Here is a 17,990-nt window from a genome sequence, read left to right as displayed (position 1 = left end):
AGGCTTGCCAAGCAGGCAAGGCCTCGATTGTTCTTCAAAGCGAACCGATACGGTTCAGTTCAGCTTTGAGCTCGTCAGCGCTCATGGTTTGCAGCGGTAGCGCAAGAAACGCTGTAACACGCTGACGAATTTTGTTGAGGGTGGCTTCAAACGCTGCGGTAATCTCGGACTCTGACCCGTAGGCTTCGCCCGGATCGGCCAAGCCCCAGTGCGTCTTCAAGGCTGGCCCGAAAAATATTGGGCACGCTTCACCCGCAGCCCGATCACAAACGGTAATAACGATATCTGGAGGGGAACCTTCAAAAGCATCCGAAGCCTTGCTGCTTAATCCCACCGTGGAGATACCGACCGCCTCCAGCGTTTGCAATGCCCGTTGATTCACTCGACCACTGGGAAAGCTTCCCGAACTAACCGCTTCTAAGCCTTCAGGTGCTAGGTGATTGAACAGCGCCTCAGACAGAATGCTGCGGCAGCTGTTATGGGTGCACATGAATAAGACTTTCATCAAAAGATTCCTTGATTCAGAAACTAAGGCGCAATGCCAGGGCGCACAGGCTGGCGACAAGGATGGGTAAAGTCAGCACGATTCCGGTCTTGAAGTAATAGCCCCAGCTGATCTTGATATCCTTCTTAGCCAGCACGTGCAGCCATAACAGCGTTGCCAGGCTACCAATTGGCGTGATCTTCGGGCCCAGGTCGGCACCGATGACATTGGCGTACACCATTGCTTGGTGTACGACGCCATCGACTTCGGCGGCATGAATCGACAGGGCACCTACCAGGACGGTGGGCATGTTATTCATGATTGACGACAGAAATGCTGTTAGCAGCCCTGTTCCTAGGGACGCACCCCAGACGCCATAACCGGCAAATACGTTCAGGATCTGCGCGATGTGGTCAGTCAGGCCTGCGTTTTTCAGGCCATAGACGACCAGATACATACCCAAAGAAAAAATCACCACTTGCCACGGAGCTTCTTTGAGCACCTTGCCTGTGTTGATGGCATGGCCACGCGCCGCGATGACATAGAGGATGAGTGCGCAGAACGCTGCAATGGCACTGATCGGAACGCCCAATGGTTCGATGACAAAGAAACCGATCAAGAGCAGTGCTAACACCCACCAACCGGCCACAAAGGTGGCGCGGTCGTGGATTGCCTCGCTCGGATTGTCCAGTTGATTGAGGTCGTAGGTTTTGGGCAAATCCTTTCGAAAAAACCACAGCAGCATGGCTAATGTCGCCGCCACGCTGACAATGTTTACGGGCACCATAATCGAGGCGTATTCATTGAAGCTAATACCGAAGTAGTCAGCAGAAACGATATTGACCAGGTTGGAAACCACAAACGGCAAGCTCGCCGTGTCGGCGATAAAACCGGCTGCCATTACGAATGCCAATGTCGCAGCAGGAGAAAAACGCAACGCCAGCAGCATCGCAATCACGATGGGCGTGAGGATGAGTGCCGCGCCGTCATTGGCGAATAACGCCGATACCGCCGCGCCTAACAGGATGAATAGTGCGAAGAGCTTGCGGGTGCTGCCAGCGCCCCATCTCGCAACATGCAGCGCAGCCCACTTGAAAAATCCGGCCTCATCAAGCAGCAGGCTAATAATGATGACCGCGATGAACGTCCCGGTGGCGTTCCAGACGATGCTCCAAACTTCAGGTATGTCCCCGAGGGTAACGACGCCCGTCAGCAGAGCCACGACAGCACCCATCATGGCGCTCCAACCTACCCCAAGCCCTCTGGGTTGCCAGATGACAAGCGCGATGGTGGCAATAAAGATCAATACGGCAATCAACATTTCAATAACCCGGTTTGGACGTGAATCAGTTGCACACGGCCTGATTGATAGGACGATCGTTCATGCCGCATAGGCGTTTAGCCTCGGTTTCCAACCACTGCTGGTTGGCATCTACGACGTCTTTCAAAATGGCAGTCACCCAGACAGGTAAGTCAGGGTGCAGTCGGTAATACACCCACTGGCCTTGGCGACGATCCATTAGCAATCCGGCTGAGCGAAGCAGCGCTAAGTGCCGAGAAATCTTCGGCTGACTCAGATCGAGTGCCGCCGTCAGTTCGCAGACACACAGCTCACCTTCACTCACGACGAGCAACGTAATTTTGGTTCGCGTGTCATCTGCCAGGCACTTGAACAGCGTGGTGGGGTTCATGGGTTCTGTCATAGATCCTCCAGATGTTTGGTCTTTACCAAAATGAAGAGCTTGATGCGCTCGTGGATGTGATGGAGCGTATGTCGAAATGCGACAGGGTCATCGCGGATCACCGGATCAGGAAAATCCCATGCGATAACCTCATTAGCGCCGGGCATCGAATGGCACTCGCTTGCGGATTTGTCACACAGGGTAATTAGGTAGTCGAATCGTTCAGAGCGAAACTCATGGATGGACTTGCTGCGTAGACCGGTTGCATCGACTCCGACGGCCTCCAGCGCCTGAATTGTGCGCGGGTCAACGTGAGAGGGCTCATAGCTCGTGCTAAAAACATCGAAGCGCGGATCGGTGTGCCTAAGCAAAGCCTCTGCAAGCTGAGAGCGGCCAGAGTTGGCAACACAGACGAAAAGCACTTTTATAGCAACGCTCATGGTGATGTCTGCGCATATGGAAAACTGAATATACGCTTTGGCGAATATTCGGTAAAGCGAATGTGATGGGTGACTCTCGCCCGATCCGCTGGTAATCCGGGGCAAAGCCAGCGACATGCGCGGGAGCGGTAAAACCACGCGCATCGGTTCCCGGGAGTGAGTCATCACGCTGATGCAGGGGGGGCTGATGTTTGGTCAATGGGGTACGAACAATACGTCCCGCACCTGGTGGAAGCTCAAGCAATCACGATAGATCAGGTTGAGGCCCAACCATTGGACATCGAACGTTAGGTTGAGCGCATCAAAGCTCTGGAGCAGAAAGCGACCGAGGTTTAGGCTTATTACAGGAAGTTCTGGGAGATGGCTGGTTCGCCAGAACGCCGGAGACAAGGCGCCAATACCTTAGGGACTTTTGCGGGGAATCGTGAAACCTGACTAAACACTGTAGGGCATCGTTTTCAGTCTGTGCCCCCGTGAGTGCTTGCTCTGTACGGGTTTCGCCAGCCTTGACACGCATAGGGTGCTAGGGATTTGGCTACAGTTGTGATGCTCGTAATGCCGTAAATTGGCAGGGCGCCAAGGGAAGGGGTAAAAACAGAATTGCGGAGCGGTCTGAATTTTTGCGGTGCAAAAAAACAAAGGGCCTGGATGAAGAATCTCATGCAGGCCCTTGATTTGTTTGGTGCCCGAAGCCGGAATCGAACCGGCACGTCCTTTCGAACGGGGGATTTTAAGTCCCATGCGTCTACCAATTTCGCCATTCGGGCGGTAGCGCTGTGCAGCGCGTCAGGGAGGATGGGACTTTAATTGCTTAAAGTGCTCAAGAGCCTGCGTGACAGGTGGACGAATATATAGAGGCTTGTGCAATGAGGCAAGTTCGATAACGTCCATTTATGTACATTTTTTTACCCGAGTGCCTCATAAAAACGTCGAAAAATCATGAAGCTATGAACGCGCATTGTTAGTGGGCAAGGGGGCGGCTGTCTTAAGGCAGGCATCGGCCTGGTTTATCCGCCACCTCCCCCAAGCTGGTTTAGGCTAGGGTATTTGCAGGTTTGCAACTGTAGTAAGCGAAATGAATACGAGTGTGATTTATGCGCTAGCGGCTGCTGCGCTGTTTGGGGCAAGTACTCCGCTGGCCAAGCTGTTGGGCACCGATATTTCCCCTGTGTTGTTGGCCGGGTTGTTGTATGTGGGCAGTGGCGCGGGGGTGTTGCTGGTGCGTTGTCTCAGAGACCGTGGGTGGAAATCGTCAGGGTTAAGGGCTGGCGAATGGCCGTGGTTGCTGGGTGCTATTGCGTTTGGTGGGGTCATGGGCCCCGTGGCCTTGATGTTCGGTTTGACGCGCACGTCCGGCGCCACAGCGTCTTTGATGTTGAATCTGGAGCCTGTGTTGACGGCGTTGCTGGCGTGGGTGGTGTTTAAAGAAAACGCCGACCGCCGAATTGTCTTGGGCATGTTGGCGATTATTGCGGGCGGGGTGGTGTTGGGCTGGCCGTCAGCTGAGGTGGGCGTTGGGGGGGCGTCTTGGTCAGGGCCGTTAGCCGTGGCGTTTGCCTGCCTGTGTTGGGCCGTGGACAACAATTTTACCCGCAAGGTCTCGGCCTCTGATGCGCTGTATATCGCGGGCGCCAAAGGTTTGTTTGCCGGTGGCGTCAATTGCGCAATAGCCCTGTCGCTTGGCGCCCAACTGCCCGCATTGGCGGTATTAACGCCGACATTGCTAATCGGTTTTCTCGGCTATGGCGTGAGCCTGGTTCTGTTTGTGCTGGCACTGCGCGGCCTGGGGGCTGCACGCACCGGTGCGTATTTTTCCACAGCGCCTTTTTTAGGCGCTGCGCTCGCGATCCTGGTGTTGGGTGAGTCGGTGTCGCTCCCGTTCTGGTTGGCTGCTGCATTTATGTCTGTGGGGGTGTGGTTGCATTTGACTGAGTTGCACACGCACGAGCATCACCATTGGTTGATAGAGCACGCCCACCGTCACCATCATGATGAGCACCATCAACACGCACATGTCGACGAGGTGGCGATGGATAAGCCCCACAGCCATACGCATGTACATCTGCCGATCAATCATAGTCACCCGCACTTTCCGGATATTCATCATCGGCATCGGCACTGAGGTGCAAAATCGCTACCGTTTAACCCCTCAATGGAGTCATTGAACGCGCATGTTTGAACACTTGGATTTCAATTACCTGCTGGCAACCTATGGTTATCTGGCCATTTTTATTGGCTGTTTGCTGGAAGGTGAGACCATTTTGATTTTGGGCGGCATGGCGGCCCATCAGCATGTACTCAAGCTGCTGCCGGTGATTGGTTATGCCAGTTTGGCCGGGATGCTGGGTGATCAGTTGCTGTTTTGGACCGGCCGCTACTTTGGTGAACGCCTGTTACCCAGGCTGCACAAGCAGCAGGCAGCCATAGACAAGGTGACGCACTTGGTGAATCAACACCCCACGGTGTCGATTTTTACCGTGAGGTTTGTCTACGGCATGCGTTTGATGGGGCCGATGGTGATTGGCGCGTGCAAGGTGTCGCCCCTCAAGTTTGCGTGTATCAATCTGTCAGGCGCGCTGGTGTGGGCCACGCTGTTTGCCAGTGCCGGATATTGGGCTGGGGAGTTCCTGCAGCACGTATTGGGCGATCTGAAACCGTACCGTTGGCCTATCATTTTGGGGGTGATGGCGTTGGTGGTGGTTGCGGCACTTGTGCGGCATGTCAGGCCTAAGCGCAAAGCGGCTCAAGAGGGGTAAAGCGACTCGCACTTGTGTGTAGTTGCAAAAAATAAACCCGAAAAGCAAAGTTCGGGAGCGCTGGTGGCGTGATAACTCCCTTGGCCTAGACTCTTGGCAGGCAGACCGGGGAGAAGGTTTTTAACGCCTGCTCACGCCCCGGTCGGATGACAAAAAAGGAGATCTGGATGCTTATTCGCTTGATGATTCTTGCCAGCGTATTGTTGTCTGGCGCCGCACAGTCTGCTGACATTGACAGCCCCTTGAAACAGGACATCGGAAAGTCTCGCCCGCTGGTAATTTTTGCTCGCACGTCTGCTGATCCCACATTGATGAGCTTGAAAAAAAACCTCGAAGAACCGACCACGCAGCAAGCGTTCAAAGACCGCAAGATGGTGTTGTATACGGTTGAAGGTTTGAGCGGTAAACGCGACGGCAAAAACCTGGAGCAGCCGCAAACCATGGCGCTGATTCGGGGGCTCAGTTTAGGTGTCATCAACAGCACCCAAGTCGTTGTTTTTGGCAAAGACGGCCAGCGTGTGCCATTACCTGCCGACACACACGACCTCAATATCATCTTCAGCGCAATTGATAACTTGCCTGCTCAAGAGAAAGAGTACTCAAGGCCTGAGGATCTGGTGACCCCACCCGATAAAGCTAAAAAAGGCAAAGGCGAGACCGCTGTAAAAGCCTCTGGAGCGGTGAAAGCCCCTCAGCCTCTGGATGATTGACGTTGAACTATCGGCGAGCAAAAAAAGGCCCGCTGGGGGAAGCGGGCCAAGAGGGATTCACTAAAGGAGTGGGTTCAATTTAGGCGCTGGAATGTGAACGGCGCGTGAAAAACATGTGCTCAAAACAGAAAATGCTGGCCAATGTGTGCGGTACAAATACTCCTCAGCTGTAACGCAAGGCTTGCCCGGTGATCCGTTAGGGTGTGTTCAACCACCCTCCAAACACCGGACGTAAACATGCCGTTCTCTCTCGAATTAATCTCAGCGTTTGTGTTGTTCGCGTTCGTCTCCTCCATCACCCCTGGCCCCAACAACACCATGTTGCTGGCCTCGGGCGTTAACTTTGGGTTTCGCCGAACTCTTCCTCACGCATTGGGTATCAGTTTTGGCTTTATGTTTTTGGTACTGGCGGTGGGATTGGGTCTGGGCGGGGTGTTCAAGGCCGTGCCGGTGGCTTACACCGTATTGCGCTACCTGGGCGCCGCATACTTGTTGTATCTGGCGTGGAAGGTCGCCACCAGCGGGCCAGTTTCAAGTACGCAAGACGCACATGGCGCACCGTTGAGCTTTTGGGGCGCAGCCGCTTTTCAGTGGGTCAACCCCAAGGCCTGGGTGATGGCGGTCGGTGCTATTACCACGTACACCCCCTCGCAGGGATACATCGTCAATGTGTTCATCATTGCGCTGGTGTTCGCTGTAATCAATTTGCCCAGCGTCTGCGTGTGGGCAGGCTTTGGCAGCGCATTGCGCAATGTGCTGACCAAGCCCAAGTGGTTGTTGGCATTCAATCTGAGCATGGCGCTGCTGTTGGTGCTGTCGTTATACCCGATCCTGTTCGATCACTGAGCATCTCGCTCGGCATCATTGAGCCACTCCTGACTCAGGGTGTCAGTGTCGCCGAGGTACTCCAGCAACCAGCTCATGGCCGGGGAATGGTTGTTTTGCACCCAGGCAATGCAGGAGGGGCTGGCGGGGAAGGGGCGTTGCAGGTGCAGGGCCATCAACCGCCCTTGTTCGATCAGAGGTTGAGCCAGATGCGCAGGCACCATGCCAACACACAAGCCTTCGCACAGGCAGGCCAACGCCGTTGCCCAGTCAGGGACCATCATTCGCCGTTGGTTGTCGAGCGTCCAGGTGTCGCGTTTGGGCAGGTTGCGTGATGTGTCATCCATGCACAACGATGGGTAGGGCCGCAGCTGTTCATCACTGAGTAAGCCTTGGCAGGAGGCCAGCGCATGATCAGGGCTGGCAACGCATAACCAGTGTAGAAACCCCATGTCGCGAAAGGCAAAACTGCCCGCTACCGGGATGGCACGCGTCGCGCCGATGACGATGTCGGTGCGGCCATCGACCAGAGCGTCCCACACGCCGTTGTACACCTCGTAGCGAATAATCAGTTCCACGTCCGGGAAGTGTCGGTAAAAGTCGATGGCCATTTGCTGGCAGCGCGGTTGCTTGGTGATGGAGTCCACCGCGACCCGTAACTGGCCGCTCCAACCATTGGCCACTTGCTGGCACAGGCGGCGCGTGCCGAGCATTTTTTTCAGCACGTCACGGGCTTCTTTGACAAATAGCTGACCGGCCGGGGTCAGCTCCACATCCCGGTGACGGCGCACAAACAACGGCACCGCCAACCACACTTCCAGTTGACGCACCGTATAACTGATGGCCGATGGCACACGATGCAGCTCTTGGGCTGCACCGCTGAAGCTGCCATGCCGGGCCACGGCATCAATGACATCCAGAGAATATTCAGACCACACAGTTTTGCCTTCGAAATAATTGATGCCAAAGTGAAATTATTATCGCTTCACAAGCGAATGCTCAGCCGGATAATGCACGCCAGTCAACAAATTGTTTGATGGGAAGCTTTAGGTGCACATGAAAAACTCGTTTGGTTTCACCTGTTACCTCGCCGGCCTCAGCATGCTGGGCTATTTGGCGATGGATATGTATTTACCGGCATTTGGCACATTGCGCAGTGAGTTACACCTGTCAGCCGGTGCGGTGGGGGCCAGTTTAAGCATCTTTCTGGCCGGTTTTGCGTTTGGCCAATTGCTCTGGGGACCGCTGTCGGATCGGCTTGGACGCAAGCCTGTGCTCTTGGCGGGTTTGTCGATGTTTGCGTTGGGCTGTCTGGGCATGCTCTGGGTCGACAACGCGGTGTGGCTGTTGAGCCTGCGCTTTATTCAGGCCATCGGCATTTGCGCCGCAGCGGTGACGTGGCAAGCCCTGGTGATTGACCGTTACCCGGCCGACAAAGCCAATCGGGTGTTTGCAGGCATTATGCCGCTGATGGGCTTATCGCCAGCCCTGGCGCCCCTATTGGGGGCCGTGGTGCTCAACCATTTGGGGTGGCAGGCAATCTTCACGGTGTTGCTGGGGATTTCTCTGATGCTGTTGGTGCCCACGCTGCTGCTTAAAGATAAGCCGCGCGTACATAGTCAGACAGAGACTGCGCGCGTGAGTTACTTCCAGTTGCTGAGTTCGGCGACGTTCAGCGGCAATGTGATGATTTTTGCAGCGTGCTCAGCCAGTTTTTTCGCTTGGCTGACGGCTTCACCCTTCATCCTCGGCGACATGGGCTACAGCCCGAATGATATTGGCTTGAGCTATGCGTTTCCGACGCTGGCATTTTTAATTGGCGGCTACAGCTGCCGCAGTGCCTTGCAGCACATCAAAGGCCGTACGTTATTGCCCTGGTTGTTGTTGGCTTATTGCGCAAGCATGGTGGGACTCTATGTCGTGGCCACACAGACTGAACCCACGCTGCTCACCTTGTTGATTCCGTTTTGCCTGATGGCGTTGGTCAACGGGGCGAGTTACCCGATCGTGGTCGCCAACGCCTTGCTGCCATTTTCCAAAAACTCAGGCAAAGCCGCTGCACTGCAAAACACACTGCAGCTTGGTTTGTGCTTTCTGGGCAGTCTGCTGGTGTCGGCCTACATCAGTAAACCGCTAGAAATCACCGTCGAGGTCATGCTGGCTTCAGCACCCTTAGCACTGTTGGGTTACATGATTCAGCGGCGCAAAGTTGTGGCCGAAGGTCTGGCAACGCGCTGAACTTTGTCGTCATCGTGGGCATCAAAGCGTTTTCGAGTCACTGCGTGAGCGCTTTGGATGACCCAAATCATTACCCCGGATACCCCGCCACAGGTTCACACCGAACATGACGCAAAAATGTTTGGTTCGCCCAAGGACCGTCTGGACTTTTACCGCCGCGAAATCCAGTACGAAACCAGCATCTTGTCCCACCGCACGGACGCCTATCTGGCAGCCCAGTCTTTTTTGGTGATCGCATTTGCGTCGAGCATGGCCAACCTCAACCCGGAGTGGGGCAAGTTCTTCACGCTGACTGTGCCACCGATGCTGGCGGTGTTGGGGCTCATGATTTCGTTGAATGCCTGGCCGGGTATTCGGGCTGCGTACGACATCATCGATCATTGGCACTTCAAGCAGAGTGAGTTGCTAAGCAGCGAGCCACAGATGGGGCTTGCTTATGACGAGTCCCCGCTGTTTTGTGAGATGGAGTCGACGCACAAAGGCTACAAAAAATCGTTGATGTTCTCGGTACGGTCGCCTTGGCTGTTCGCCTGCTTCTGGTTGGTGCTGGGTGCGTTTTCGCTTTACATCCAGATCGATAACCCAATGACTTAAGGGTGTTTCAAACCGTGAAAAAGCCGAGCCTCATTACAGGCCCGGCTTTTTCATTGGGTGTCATGCAAGGTCGACCAGTACGATTTCACTGTCCTCCAGTGCCTGTACGCGCAGCACGCTTTCATCAGCGACGGCCACCCCGTCACGGGCATTGGCTCGCAGGCCGTTGACCTCAATCACACCGGTCGCAGGCACCAGATACGCACGTCTGCCTTTATCCAAGACGTATTCGGCTGTCTCGCCCGCCTTCAGGTTGGCGGCTACCAGGCGAGCGTCGGCGCGGATACGCAGGCTCTCTTGATCACCGTCCTTGCCGCTGGCCAACGTCACAAAGCCTTCACGCTGACCTTTAGGGAACGGTTTGGCGCCCCAAGCAGGTGCATCACCGGCCTGATTGGGCAGAATCCAGATCTGGAAAATCTTGGTCGCGGTCGATTCGAGGTTGTACTCGCTGTGCGCAATGCCAGTGCCGGCACTCATGACTTGCACATCGCCTGCTTCAGTGCGGCCTTTGTTGCCCAGGTTATCTTCATGAGTGATGGCGCCGTCTCGCACATAGGTGATGATTTCCATGTCACGGTGCGGATGTTTTGGGAAACCGGTGCCGGGAGCGATTACGTCGTCGTTCCATACGCGCAGGTTGCCCCAGTTCATGCGTTGCGGGTCGTAGTACTCGGCGAACGAAAAGTGATGATGCGCGTCCAACCAGCCGTGATTCGCGCCGCCCAGTGTGTTGAAAGGTCTGAGTTCAAGCATGATGCCGCTCCTGTTCGGGTCAGTCGGGCGAAGGATGCTGCTACCCGATCGATGATGGGAGTGAGTTTCCAATAATGATTAATCGATAAAAAGCGTAAAAAATGTTTTAAACCAATCTATATATTCGATGTTTACCCTTGGCAACAGATAATCCTTTGCCTTCAAAGCTCAAGCTAAACAGCTGACACTCAAGCAATTAGCTAGAACTCTTCGCGCAATGGGGTGACCATAGTGCCCCCGGACAGCCTCTCACCCTGGAGTCAGCGTGCCGCAACACAAATCCGATCAGCCTGATGAACTCGCTCCTATCACTCAACTGCCCTTGCTCAAACGCCTGGCTGCACGGTTGTTTGGCAGCGGTTTAACCCGTTTGCGGGCTCAACACGCAGCATCGTGGTTGCATGGCCAGGCGGACGGGTTTCGCAGCGGGCACAGCGCGGGGGTGGATTACGGCTACAAAGAGGGCCATGCCGAGGGATTGGAAGACGGGCGTCAGGTGCTGTACATCAATGACACGCGATCCCGGGAACTCCGCGGGCCGGGGGTCGACAATGACTTGTTTGATGACTGGCGCCTGCCCCTGACGGCTGAGTTGAAAAAGCAGGTCAAGGCGGATGTGGCGGCGATGTTGCCGGCGCATGCGCAACCTAGTGCAGCGCAATGGAAGATGATCTTCAGTGACACCCCTTCAACCTCGGTGGTCGCGGGTGCAGGGGCAGGGAAATCGACCTCGCTGGTGTTGCGTATTTTGCTGCTCAGCCACTACTTGGGTTTTGAGCTGAGTTCGATGACCGTCGTTACCTTTACGCGAGAGTCGCGTAAGGACTTTATTGCCAAGCTGCAAGAAGTGTTCGGTTTGTGGGGGCGAGCCCTGAGTTTCAAGCAGGCGCAGGACGTTGTACGCACTTTTCACTCGCGTATTTTGCCGATGGTGCGCAGCCTGCCGGGCTACGCCAAGTTAGAAGCCTTTGAAAACCTTAGTACGCGCAGTGCCCAGGCGGATGAAGAGGTTGAGAGCAATCCTTTTGATTTGCGCATCAACGACACCCAGCGCCAACAACTGAATGCCTGTTATCACGCGCTGTACACCCGTGACGAACGCTTTAAGACGCTTATGGCGCCGCTGCGTCGGCATGCTCTACAGCTCGGGGCGCTGGAACGTGATCATCCGGATGTGCAAAAGCGCATGGCGGTGACTGAATTAGCCGCCAAGCGCGATGAAGAACTCTGCGACACCCTCGAAGATTTATGGTTTGGCGCGGGCGCGTGGCCTATTCAGGGCATTGAGCCGAGCCGTGAAACCTTCCAGATCAATGGCTCAACCTTCCATTGCCACGGTTATATCCCGCAGCTCAACGCGTGGGTGGTGTTGGGGTTTGATCCAGGAGAAAGCCCGCAGATCAGCCGTCCCAATGCCAAGCTGACCGTGCGCGCAGAGTGGGCAGTCAAGAAGACGCTGTTTCGAGCTTTCTGCGATAAACCATTGATATGGCTAGATAGTTATAGCGCGTCAAAGCGTGTTCTATCCGCGCTGGCGGATGAGGCGAGCGCCGGGCCTGGCATTGACTACAAGCTCAAGGGGGAGCTGAGTTCAGCGCCGCTGCTGGACTGTTTTGTCAGCGCCGCCAGCTTTATCGAGAACCTGGGGCTGGATGTTGCGACGGCTGTCGGTAACATGCGCTTTGCCAAAGACGACCCCGACCGGTTTTTCTTCGAGGCGTTGAGCCTGTATTGGCGTGCACTGGAAGATCACTTGCTGGCGCAAACCCCGCCAGTCATGACCTATAACCGTATGTTCGCGCTGTTTGGCGAGAACAGCCCCGAAAATTTCAAGCTGCTCAACCATGAGCAATTGCGTCCGCTTTCGCATTTGATGATCGATGAATTTCAGGACGTTTCGCCACAGATCGTTTCCTGGTTGCGTGCCAGTTTGCGCGAGATCCGCAGCCGTGGCCCCGCCATGCACATCGGCCGGGGCGCACAACGTTCGTCGTTGCTGTGTGTTGGCGATGACTGGCAGTCGATTTACGGCTGGCGGGGCAGTTCGCCCAAATACTTTATGGATTTCAATAAAGAGTTTGTTTCACCGGCCACTACGCGGGTGATGCTCAGTGACAATTTCCGTAGCCACCAACACATTATTGATGCCGCCGAACACATCGTGCGTGCAGCGCCTGGTATTCCCGGCAAGCGTGCCAAGGCGAGTGGAGAGCCAAAAACGTTGGTGCCGGTTACCGTATTGAATCGTGACGATCAGGCGCTGGCCGCACAACTGATCGAGCATTACAACGCAGGTAACAGCGTCTTAATGTTGTATCGAAAAAGCAGCGATAAGTTATTGATAGAAAAAGAAATTCAGTCTGTAGTTAATGCGGATTCTAGATTGCAGCCAGAGGCACGCAGGCTTAAACAGTTGACCTATCACAGCTCCAAAGGGCTGCAAGCGGATGCGGTTTTCCTGCTGGGAGACTGTCAGCATTTAACGTCATCGCCCTACAAAAATCAGGTGTATCGCATGGCTGGGCTAGGTAAGGCTGGTGACCCCGAGCCGTATGATTCGGCGCAGAAGGACGAGGTGCTGCGTCTGGCCTATGTCGGTATCACGCGTGCGATCAAGCATTGTTATTGGTACGTAGAAAGCCAGGACGCTCAAGGGCCGAACATCCCCAAGGCTTCTGATCGGGTGCCTAAAGACAAAGCCTTCTTCGAAGACATGCGTGGCGTCACTGCCCAGACGCAGCGCTAGAAGAGCCTGCCTTCGCGCTTAAGTCTTAAGGCGAAGCCGCAAGGTTAGCCGCGCGCGCCCGTCGCTCAAGACGGGTGCGGCGTCACACGGTAGACGCACCGGCGATCGCCGGTGATCAAATGCTCAATGCGTTCAACGTCAGCGTCTTGCCCTAACGCCGCCTGAAACACTTGCAGCTCCGAACGACAGAAACCCTGACATTTCTGCGCGGCAATGCAAATCGGACAATGGCTCTCTATCAGCAGCCAGCTGTCACCGTCGGCCTGCATGCTGGCCATATAACCGGCCGCGTCGCGAATCCCTACCAGGACCATGACTTTTTCTTCGAGACTGGTGGCCTGTGCGCAAGCGTTGACGTAGTCGTGGGTATTGGCTTGTTCAATGCTGTTGACCACTTTATCGATGCCATCGTTGCCGTAGATCAACTTGATCGAATCAATCAGCTGCAAGGTGAGCTGCGCGTGCGTGTCGGGAAACCGCGCCTGCGCCGCAGGGGTGAGCGCCCACTTCTGCGAGGGGCGGCCTGCGCCTGCCGAAGGCACGACTTGACCGACAATCAGCTCGGCCTCCAGCAGTTTTTGAATTTGCTGGCGCGTGGCCTCAAGGGTGATGTTTAGCATCGGTCCCAGGTCGGCAGTTTTAAGCGGGCCATGGGATTTGAGCAAAAACAGAATCCGTTCAGCAGTGGCGCCGGTGTTGCGCGAGGCATTGGCGGAGTCGGTCGGGGTTGCGCACATAGGGCAGTGGTCGTCTCAAGAGGGATGGGTGAAGCCGGGCGTGATCATACCCACAACTTCAAAAAATAATTATCAAAGCTTTACCTTTTGTAATAGGCTCGATGCAACGGAATGTAACTCAGGACAGGGATATGACAACGGCAACAGGATGGGCGGCATTATTGCTGGGCAAAAACGGACTCAGGTCCTTGGCGCTGGCGGGTGGAGTCGCGTTGCATGCGATCAACGTGTACTTGGTCACCACCATTTTGCCGTCTGTGGTCAAGGACATCGGCGGGCTTGATTACTACGCCTGGAACACCACGTTGTTTGTCGTGGCTTCGATTATCGGCTCAGTGCTGTCGGCCAAGTGCCTGACCGGCCTTGGGCCAAAACTCGCGTATGCAGTAGCGGGTGTGATTTTTGCCATCGGCTGTGGCATTTGCAGCCTGGCGCCGGACATGGGCGTGTTAATCCTTGGGCGCACAGTGCAAGGGTTGGGGGGCGGATTATTGTTCGCCTTGCCGTACTCGATGATCCGCCTGGTGTTCGATGAAGGTTTGTGGCCGCGCGCAATGGCCCTGATTTCGGGCATGTGGGGCGCTGCGACGCTGATCGGACCTGCGGTGGGCGGGGTATTTGCTCAATATGACGCCTGGCGTGCGGCGTTCTGGGCGCTGATCCCCGTCACACTGGTGTTCATGTTGCTGGCTACGCTGATGCTGCCCAAGAAAAGCACCGAGCCGCGTGCCAAGGTCTCGGTGCCGATGGTGCAACTGGCGCTATTGACCGCAGTGGTGCTGGCCATCTCCCTGGGCAGCATCAAACCCTCGCCCTTGTTCAATGGCTTGGGGTTACTGGTCGGGTTGGTGCTGTTGTATGTGGTGTACCGGGTGGAGGGCAGCGACAAACATCGCATGTTGCCCAAAAACAGCCTGAGTTCCCACGGCGCATTGTTGCCGATCTATCTGTCCATGAGCTTGATGGTCATTGGCATGACCAGTGAAGTCTTCGTGCCGTACTTCTTGCAAGTGCTGCACCTGCAAACGCCGTTGGTAGCGGGGTATATCGCGGCTTTAATGGCGGCTGGCTGGACGTTGGGAGCGCTCTACAGTTCGAGCCTGGCCCGTGAGTCGGCCAATCGGGCAACGCTGTATGGCCCGGTGTTTGTCGTCGTGGGGTTGGCGCTGGCGTGCGTTTTTGTCCCGCAAACCACCGGTTCTTTACTGAGTTTGTGCGGGGTCTCGGTGGGCATGGTCTGCGTGGGTACAGGTATAGGTCTGGCGTGGCCACACCTGCTGACGCGGGTATTGGCCAATGTGCCGGATGCTGAGAAAAACATTGCCGGGGCCTCCATTACCACTGTGCAGTTGATTGCTACGGCCATTGGTGCGGCGTTGGCGGGCATGATTGCTAACCTGGCCGGATTTACCACACCGGGCGGCGTGGAGGGTGCGTCGAGCGCTGCGGCGTGGTTGTTTGGTCTGTATGCATTGCTGTCGGCGCTGCTGTTTATCACTGTGCGCCAGGTGATCCGGCGCGATGCGGTTGAGGGGCACGTTGATAGAGACGTGCTACTGGCCACTGAAAAGCCGGAGTTGCCATGACTCTGGCCAGCGCAATGAGCAGCGGTGAGAGTGACGTGATGGCAGATGCCGATGTCCTCGGGCAAATCCGGGCGCTTGATGTCCGCCTACTCGGTGGGCGGCCTATCGGCTTGTGTGAAAACCACTTCATCGACTTGACGAGCGCCATTGCCGGGCCGGGCAGTGCGCCGCGCAATGGGGAGGGGCGGGATATTCGGCGCGAAAACCTGTGCCGGTTGGTCTACACCCTTGGCGGTCATGGCGAAATCAGGCAAACCGAGGTGGACTTTCAGCGCGTACCGTTCACGTTGCCTGATTTGCCACCTGCAACTGCTGCACCTGCTGATGCAGCGGCGCAGGCGGTGCGTATTGATCCGCACAGTCAGTTTGGCTACCTGCCGTTGGACATGACGGGTGAAGTGGCCAATATCTCGCTGGACTCAACCCACAATGAGCAGACGCGTTTGACGCTGTCTCACTGGCCTGCCAACCGCACCCCGCAGCCTTACAAAGCCAACTTGTCGACGCAAAGTGCTTTGCGCTACATGGCGCAGGCCAGTACCTGGCCGCAGGCGAGCATCGTCACCAGCGATCATTTCGACCTCGACGGCTTGGCCTCTATCTATGCGTTTCTGGCCCCCGAGCAGGCGCAGCGTCATGCAGACGTGCTGATCGATGTTGCCCGGTTGGGGGACTACGCTCGCGGTACCTGCAGCCATGCTTTGCAGGTGGCTTTTACCCTCAACCATTTGGCCGAGCGCACCCGCACCTCACGTGCACCCAACGAAAGTCGGCAGTTGCTTGAAACCTTTGGCACGTTGCTGCCATTGCTCAACGATGTAATTGAGCGCACGCACACCTACAGCCCAGCCTGGCGCGAGCAATGGCAGCTGCTTGAGCACACCGAAACGCTGTTGTCAGACCCGCAGATGCAGCTTGAGGAACATGCTGATATTGACTTGGCCGTATTTCGCCTGCCCGCAGAGGCGAGCGCTCGAATCAACCTGGGCCAACCTTACTTCGGGCTTTCCAATATCGCGTTTCATAACCGCACTAAATGCGGCGTGTTGGCGATCATAAAGGGTCCTTTTATCGAGATTCGCCAACGCTACGAAAGCTGGGTGGAGCGTGTCAGCGGTGTGAGGCGAGGCCGCCGCGACCTGGCGATTTTCCAGCATGCGATACAGGATCGCGAGCGGGGTAACGCGCACTGGGGTTACGACGGTGTGCAATGGATCATGCCGGCACTGAAACTGCGTGCCGGCGGCCTGAGTGATCTTTCGCCGCAGACGGTACTGGAAGAACTCAAGCAATTCCTGCGTGTGGCCCCGGTTGCGTGGAGCAATGCCTGACCCGCTGACGTTGCCAGACAACCCGCCGTGCGACCTGCATCGTTAGCATTTACTCAATATCGAGGCCGTTGGCCCGCAATTGATTTCTCAATTGCGGGCGGTAGTTATGGGCGTAACGCTGGCTCACACTGCTCGACCAATTCTGCGGTTGCGGGCGTTGCTGACGTTGCCAGTGCGCGAGCATCGCCTGGTCGTGCTCGCCTATCGCTGAGTCAATCGCATGGGGGTCATAGCGCTCGTCATGGCGAAAGCTGCTTATCGGCAAGCGCGGTTTTTGCGCGGCAGGATGCAGCACATAGCCAAGCGCCATTCCGCACAGGGCGAAGGTTTTTTCAGGCAATTGCAGCAGTTCAATCATGGCGCTGGCATTGGCACGTATGCCGCTAACCGGCACCACGCCCAGGCCCAGTGAGCGGGCTGCCGTCATCATGGTGCTGAGAATGATCCCGGCATCGGTGGCAGCAGCCAGCATGCCTTCAAGGCAACGGTGAATATGTTGCTCGGCCCCGGCTCGGGCAACCCCTTGCGCTGTTTTGTGAAAGTCCACGATCAGCGTGATGAACACGGGTGCGGTCGCAATCCAGGGCTGACCGCCTGCCAGTTCTGCAATACGTTGGCGGGTTTCGGGGGCACGTACCACAACCGAGGAAATGTGCTGCGCATTGAAGGCGGAGGGCGCTTTGTGGGCAGTTTGAATAATGGCGCTCAGCAACTCCTCATCCACAGAACGTGTTTGAAAGCTGCGCTCGCTACGATGGCGAGTGAGTAAATGAATCGTGTCGTTCATAAAACGCCTCATTCCTTAAGGACTTATTAAATGTTGATCTTTAGTCGGTATTTCACGCTGGGCTGGAGGTGTAAACGCGTCTTTTTAGCAAAGAATAACTGATTATTAAGGTTATATGTAATGATGTTTAGATAATTAAAAAATATAAAAGACATTCCTTGTTTTTATAGAAAACGCGTCTACGCTCCTGCCGTGCCAAGCAGGGCACTCATGTTTGAGTGCCCGAGTGGCGTCTTTTTTTCTGCCCGGTCACTGGCAGAGCCGCAGTGGGGCAATGCCAAGTGCCAGGCATGGACGCAAATAACTAATAAGGAAGAC

The 17,990-nt window shown here is 55.7% G+C and carries 17 protein-coding genes and 1 tRNA gene; 9 read left to right on the top strand and 9 right to left on the bottom strand.

All coding sequences use genetic code 11. The features are described from left to right. Positions 1 to 34: 34 nt before the first annotated feature. The 5 genes from GYN01_RS11420 to GYN01_RS11400 form a co-directional block, all read right to left on the bottom strand. Positions 35 to 505 carry an arsenate reductase ArsC gene (locus tag GYN01_RS11420; RefSeq protein WP_203307092.1) on the bottom strand — a complete coding sequence of 157 codons (471 nt, stop codon included), beginning with the start codon at positions 503 to 505 and terminating at the stop codon, positions 35 to 37. A gap of 16 nt (positions 506 to 521) precedes the next feature. Further along, a complete protein-coding gene (locus tag GYN01_RS11415; protein ID WP_203307091.1) occupies positions 522 to 1,805 on the bottom strand; it encodes an arsenic transporter in 1,284 nt (427 codons plus the stop codon). Between the two features lie 25 nt (positions 1,806 to 1,830). Then, a complete protein-coding gene (locus tag GYN01_RS11410) occupies positions 1,831 to 2,187 on the bottom strand; it encodes a metalloregulator ArsR/SmtB family transcription factor (protein ID WP_203307090.1) in 357 nt (118 codons plus the stop codon). Continuing rightward, a complete protein-coding gene (locus GYN01_RS11405; protein ID WP_203307089.1) occupies positions 2,184 to 2,606 on the bottom strand; it encodes an arsenate reductase ArsC in 423 nt (140 codons plus the stop codon). Before GYN01_RS11405 ends, GYN01_RS11410 begins: the two co-directional genes overlap by 4 nt. A 680-nt stretch (positions 2,607 to 3,286) precedes the next feature. Next, positions 3,287 to 3,373, bottom strand: a tRNA-Leu gene (locus tag GYN01_RS11400). A 308-nt stretch (positions 3,374 to 3,681) separates the two neighbouring features. On the opposite strand from GYN01_RS11400, the gene GYN01_RS11395 reads away from it, so the two are divergent. From GYN01_RS11395 to GYN01_RS11380, 4 genes are all read left to right on the top strand, one after another. Beyond that, complete coding sequence (locus tag GYN01_RS11395; RefSeq protein ID WP_203307088.1) at positions 3,682 to 4,728, top strand: DMT family transporter; 1,047 nt, start codon at positions 3,682 to 3,684, stop codon at positions 4,726 to 4,728. A gap of 49 nt (positions 4,729 to 4,777) precedes the next feature. Then, positions 4,778 to 5,362, top strand: coding sequence for a DedA family protein (locus tag GYN01_RS11390; protein ID WP_203307087.1), 585 nt, complete (start codon positions 4,778 to 4,780; stop codon positions 5,360 to 5,362). Positions 5,363 to 5,529: 167 nt separating this feature from the next. Then, entirely contained in the window at positions 5,530 to 6,072 is a 543-nt protein-coding gene (locus tag GYN01_RS11385; RefSeq protein ID WP_203307086.1) for a DUF4174 domain-containing protein, read from the top strand. A 237-nt stretch (positions 6,073 to 6,309) separates the two neighbouring features. Then, the gene (locus GYN01_RS11380) at positions 6,310 to 6,918 is read left to right on the top strand and encodes a LysE family translocator (RefSeq protein ID WP_203307085.1); all 609 of its coding nucleotides are present in this window, start codon (positions 6,310 to 6,312) and stop codon (positions 6,916 to 6,918) included. Here GYN01_RS11380 and punR read toward each other — a convergent pair. After that, on the bottom strand, positions 6,912 to 7,835 hold the full coding sequence (gene punR / locus GYN01_RS11375; protein WP_048401958.1) for a DNA-binding transcriptional activator PunR: 924 nt from the start codon (positions 7,833 to 7,835) through the stop codon (positions 6,912 to 6,914). The genes GYN01_RS11380 and punR overlap by 7 nt on opposite strands. Before the next feature lie 118 nt (positions 7,836 to 7,953). Here punR and punC point away from each other — a divergent pair, with 118 nt between their 5' ends. Both punC and GYN01_RS11365 read left to right on the top strand, forming a co-directional pair. Further along, positions 7,954 to 9,135, top strand: coding sequence for a purine nucleoside transporter PunC (punC, locus tag GYN01_RS11370; protein ID WP_203307084.1), 1,182 nt, complete (start codon positions 7,954 to 7,956; stop codon positions 9,133 to 9,135). Positions 9,136 to 9,192: 57 nt separating this feature from the next. Then, complete coding sequence (locus tag GYN01_RS11365; protein WP_048364881.1) at positions 9,193 to 9,729, top strand: hypothetical protein; 537 nt, start codon at positions 9,193 to 9,195, stop codon at positions 9,727 to 9,729. Between the two features lie 60 nt (positions 9,730 to 9,789). On the opposite strand, the gene GYN01_RS11360 is transcribed toward GYN01_RS11365, so the two are convergent. Further along, positions 9,790 to 10,485 carry a pirin family protein gene (locus tag GYN01_RS11360; protein ID WP_203307083.1) on the bottom strand — a complete coding sequence of 232 codons (696 nt, stop codon included), beginning with the start codon at positions 10,483 to 10,485 and terminating at the stop codon, positions 9,790 to 9,792. Between the two features lie 265 nt (positions 10,486 to 10,750). On the opposite strand from GYN01_RS11360, the gene GYN01_RS11355 reads away from it, so the two are divergent. Further along, positions 10,751 to 13,231 carry a UvrD-helicase domain-containing protein gene (locus GYN01_RS11355; protein ID WP_203307082.1) on the top strand — a complete coding sequence of 827 codons (2,481 nt, stop codon included), beginning with the start codon at positions 10,751 to 10,753 and terminating at the stop codon, positions 13,229 to 13,231. A gap of 65 nt (positions 13,232 to 13,296) precedes the next feature. Here GYN01_RS11355 and GYN01_RS11350 read toward each other — a convergent pair whose 3' ends face one another. Further along, entirely contained in the window at positions 13,297 to 13,968 is a 672-nt protein-coding gene (locus GYN01_RS11350) for a helix-turn-helix transcriptional regulator (protein WP_048364878.1), read from the bottom strand. Between the two features lie 131 nt (positions 13,969 to 14,099). Between GYN01_RS11350 and GYN01_RS11345 the strand changes: the two genes are divergently transcribed. Both GYN01_RS11345 and GYN01_RS11340 read left to right on the top strand, forming a co-directional pair. Beyond that, positions 14,100 to 15,554 carry an MFS transporter gene (locus tag GYN01_RS11345; RefSeq protein ID WP_203307081.1) on the top strand — a complete coding sequence of 485 codons (1,455 nt, stop codon included), beginning with the start codon at positions 14,100 to 14,102 and terminating at the stop codon, positions 15,552 to 15,554. Then, the gene (locus tag GYN01_RS11340; RefSeq protein WP_203307080.1) at positions 15,551 to 16,885 is read left to right on the top strand and encodes a DUF6687 family protein; all 1,335 of its coding nucleotides are present in this window, start codon (positions 15,551 to 15,553) and stop codon (positions 16,883 to 16,885) included. The genes GYN01_RS11345 and GYN01_RS11340 overlap by 4 nt, the downstream gene beginning before the upstream one ends. Before the next feature lie 49 nt (positions 16,886 to 16,934). Here the strand turns inward: GYN01_RS11340 and GYN01_RS11335 are convergent, their stop codons facing one another. Continuing rightward, positions 16,935 to 17,672 carry a nitroreductase family protein gene (locus GYN01_RS11335; protein WP_048364876.1) on the bottom strand — a complete coding sequence of 246 codons (738 nt, stop codon included), beginning with the start codon at positions 17,670 to 17,672 and terminating at the stop codon, positions 16,935 to 16,937. Positions 17,673 to 17,990: the final 318 nt, after the last annotated feature.

The organism is Pseudomonas weihenstephanensis (assembly GCF_016812185.1).
Lineage (GTDB): Bacteria > Pseudomonadota > Gammaproteobacteria > Pseudomonadales > Pseudomonadaceae > Aquipseudomonas > Aquipseudomonas weihenstephanensis.
Note: the sequence above shows the minus strand (reverse complement) of the source record. Positions and strands in the feature narration are given on the sequence as shown.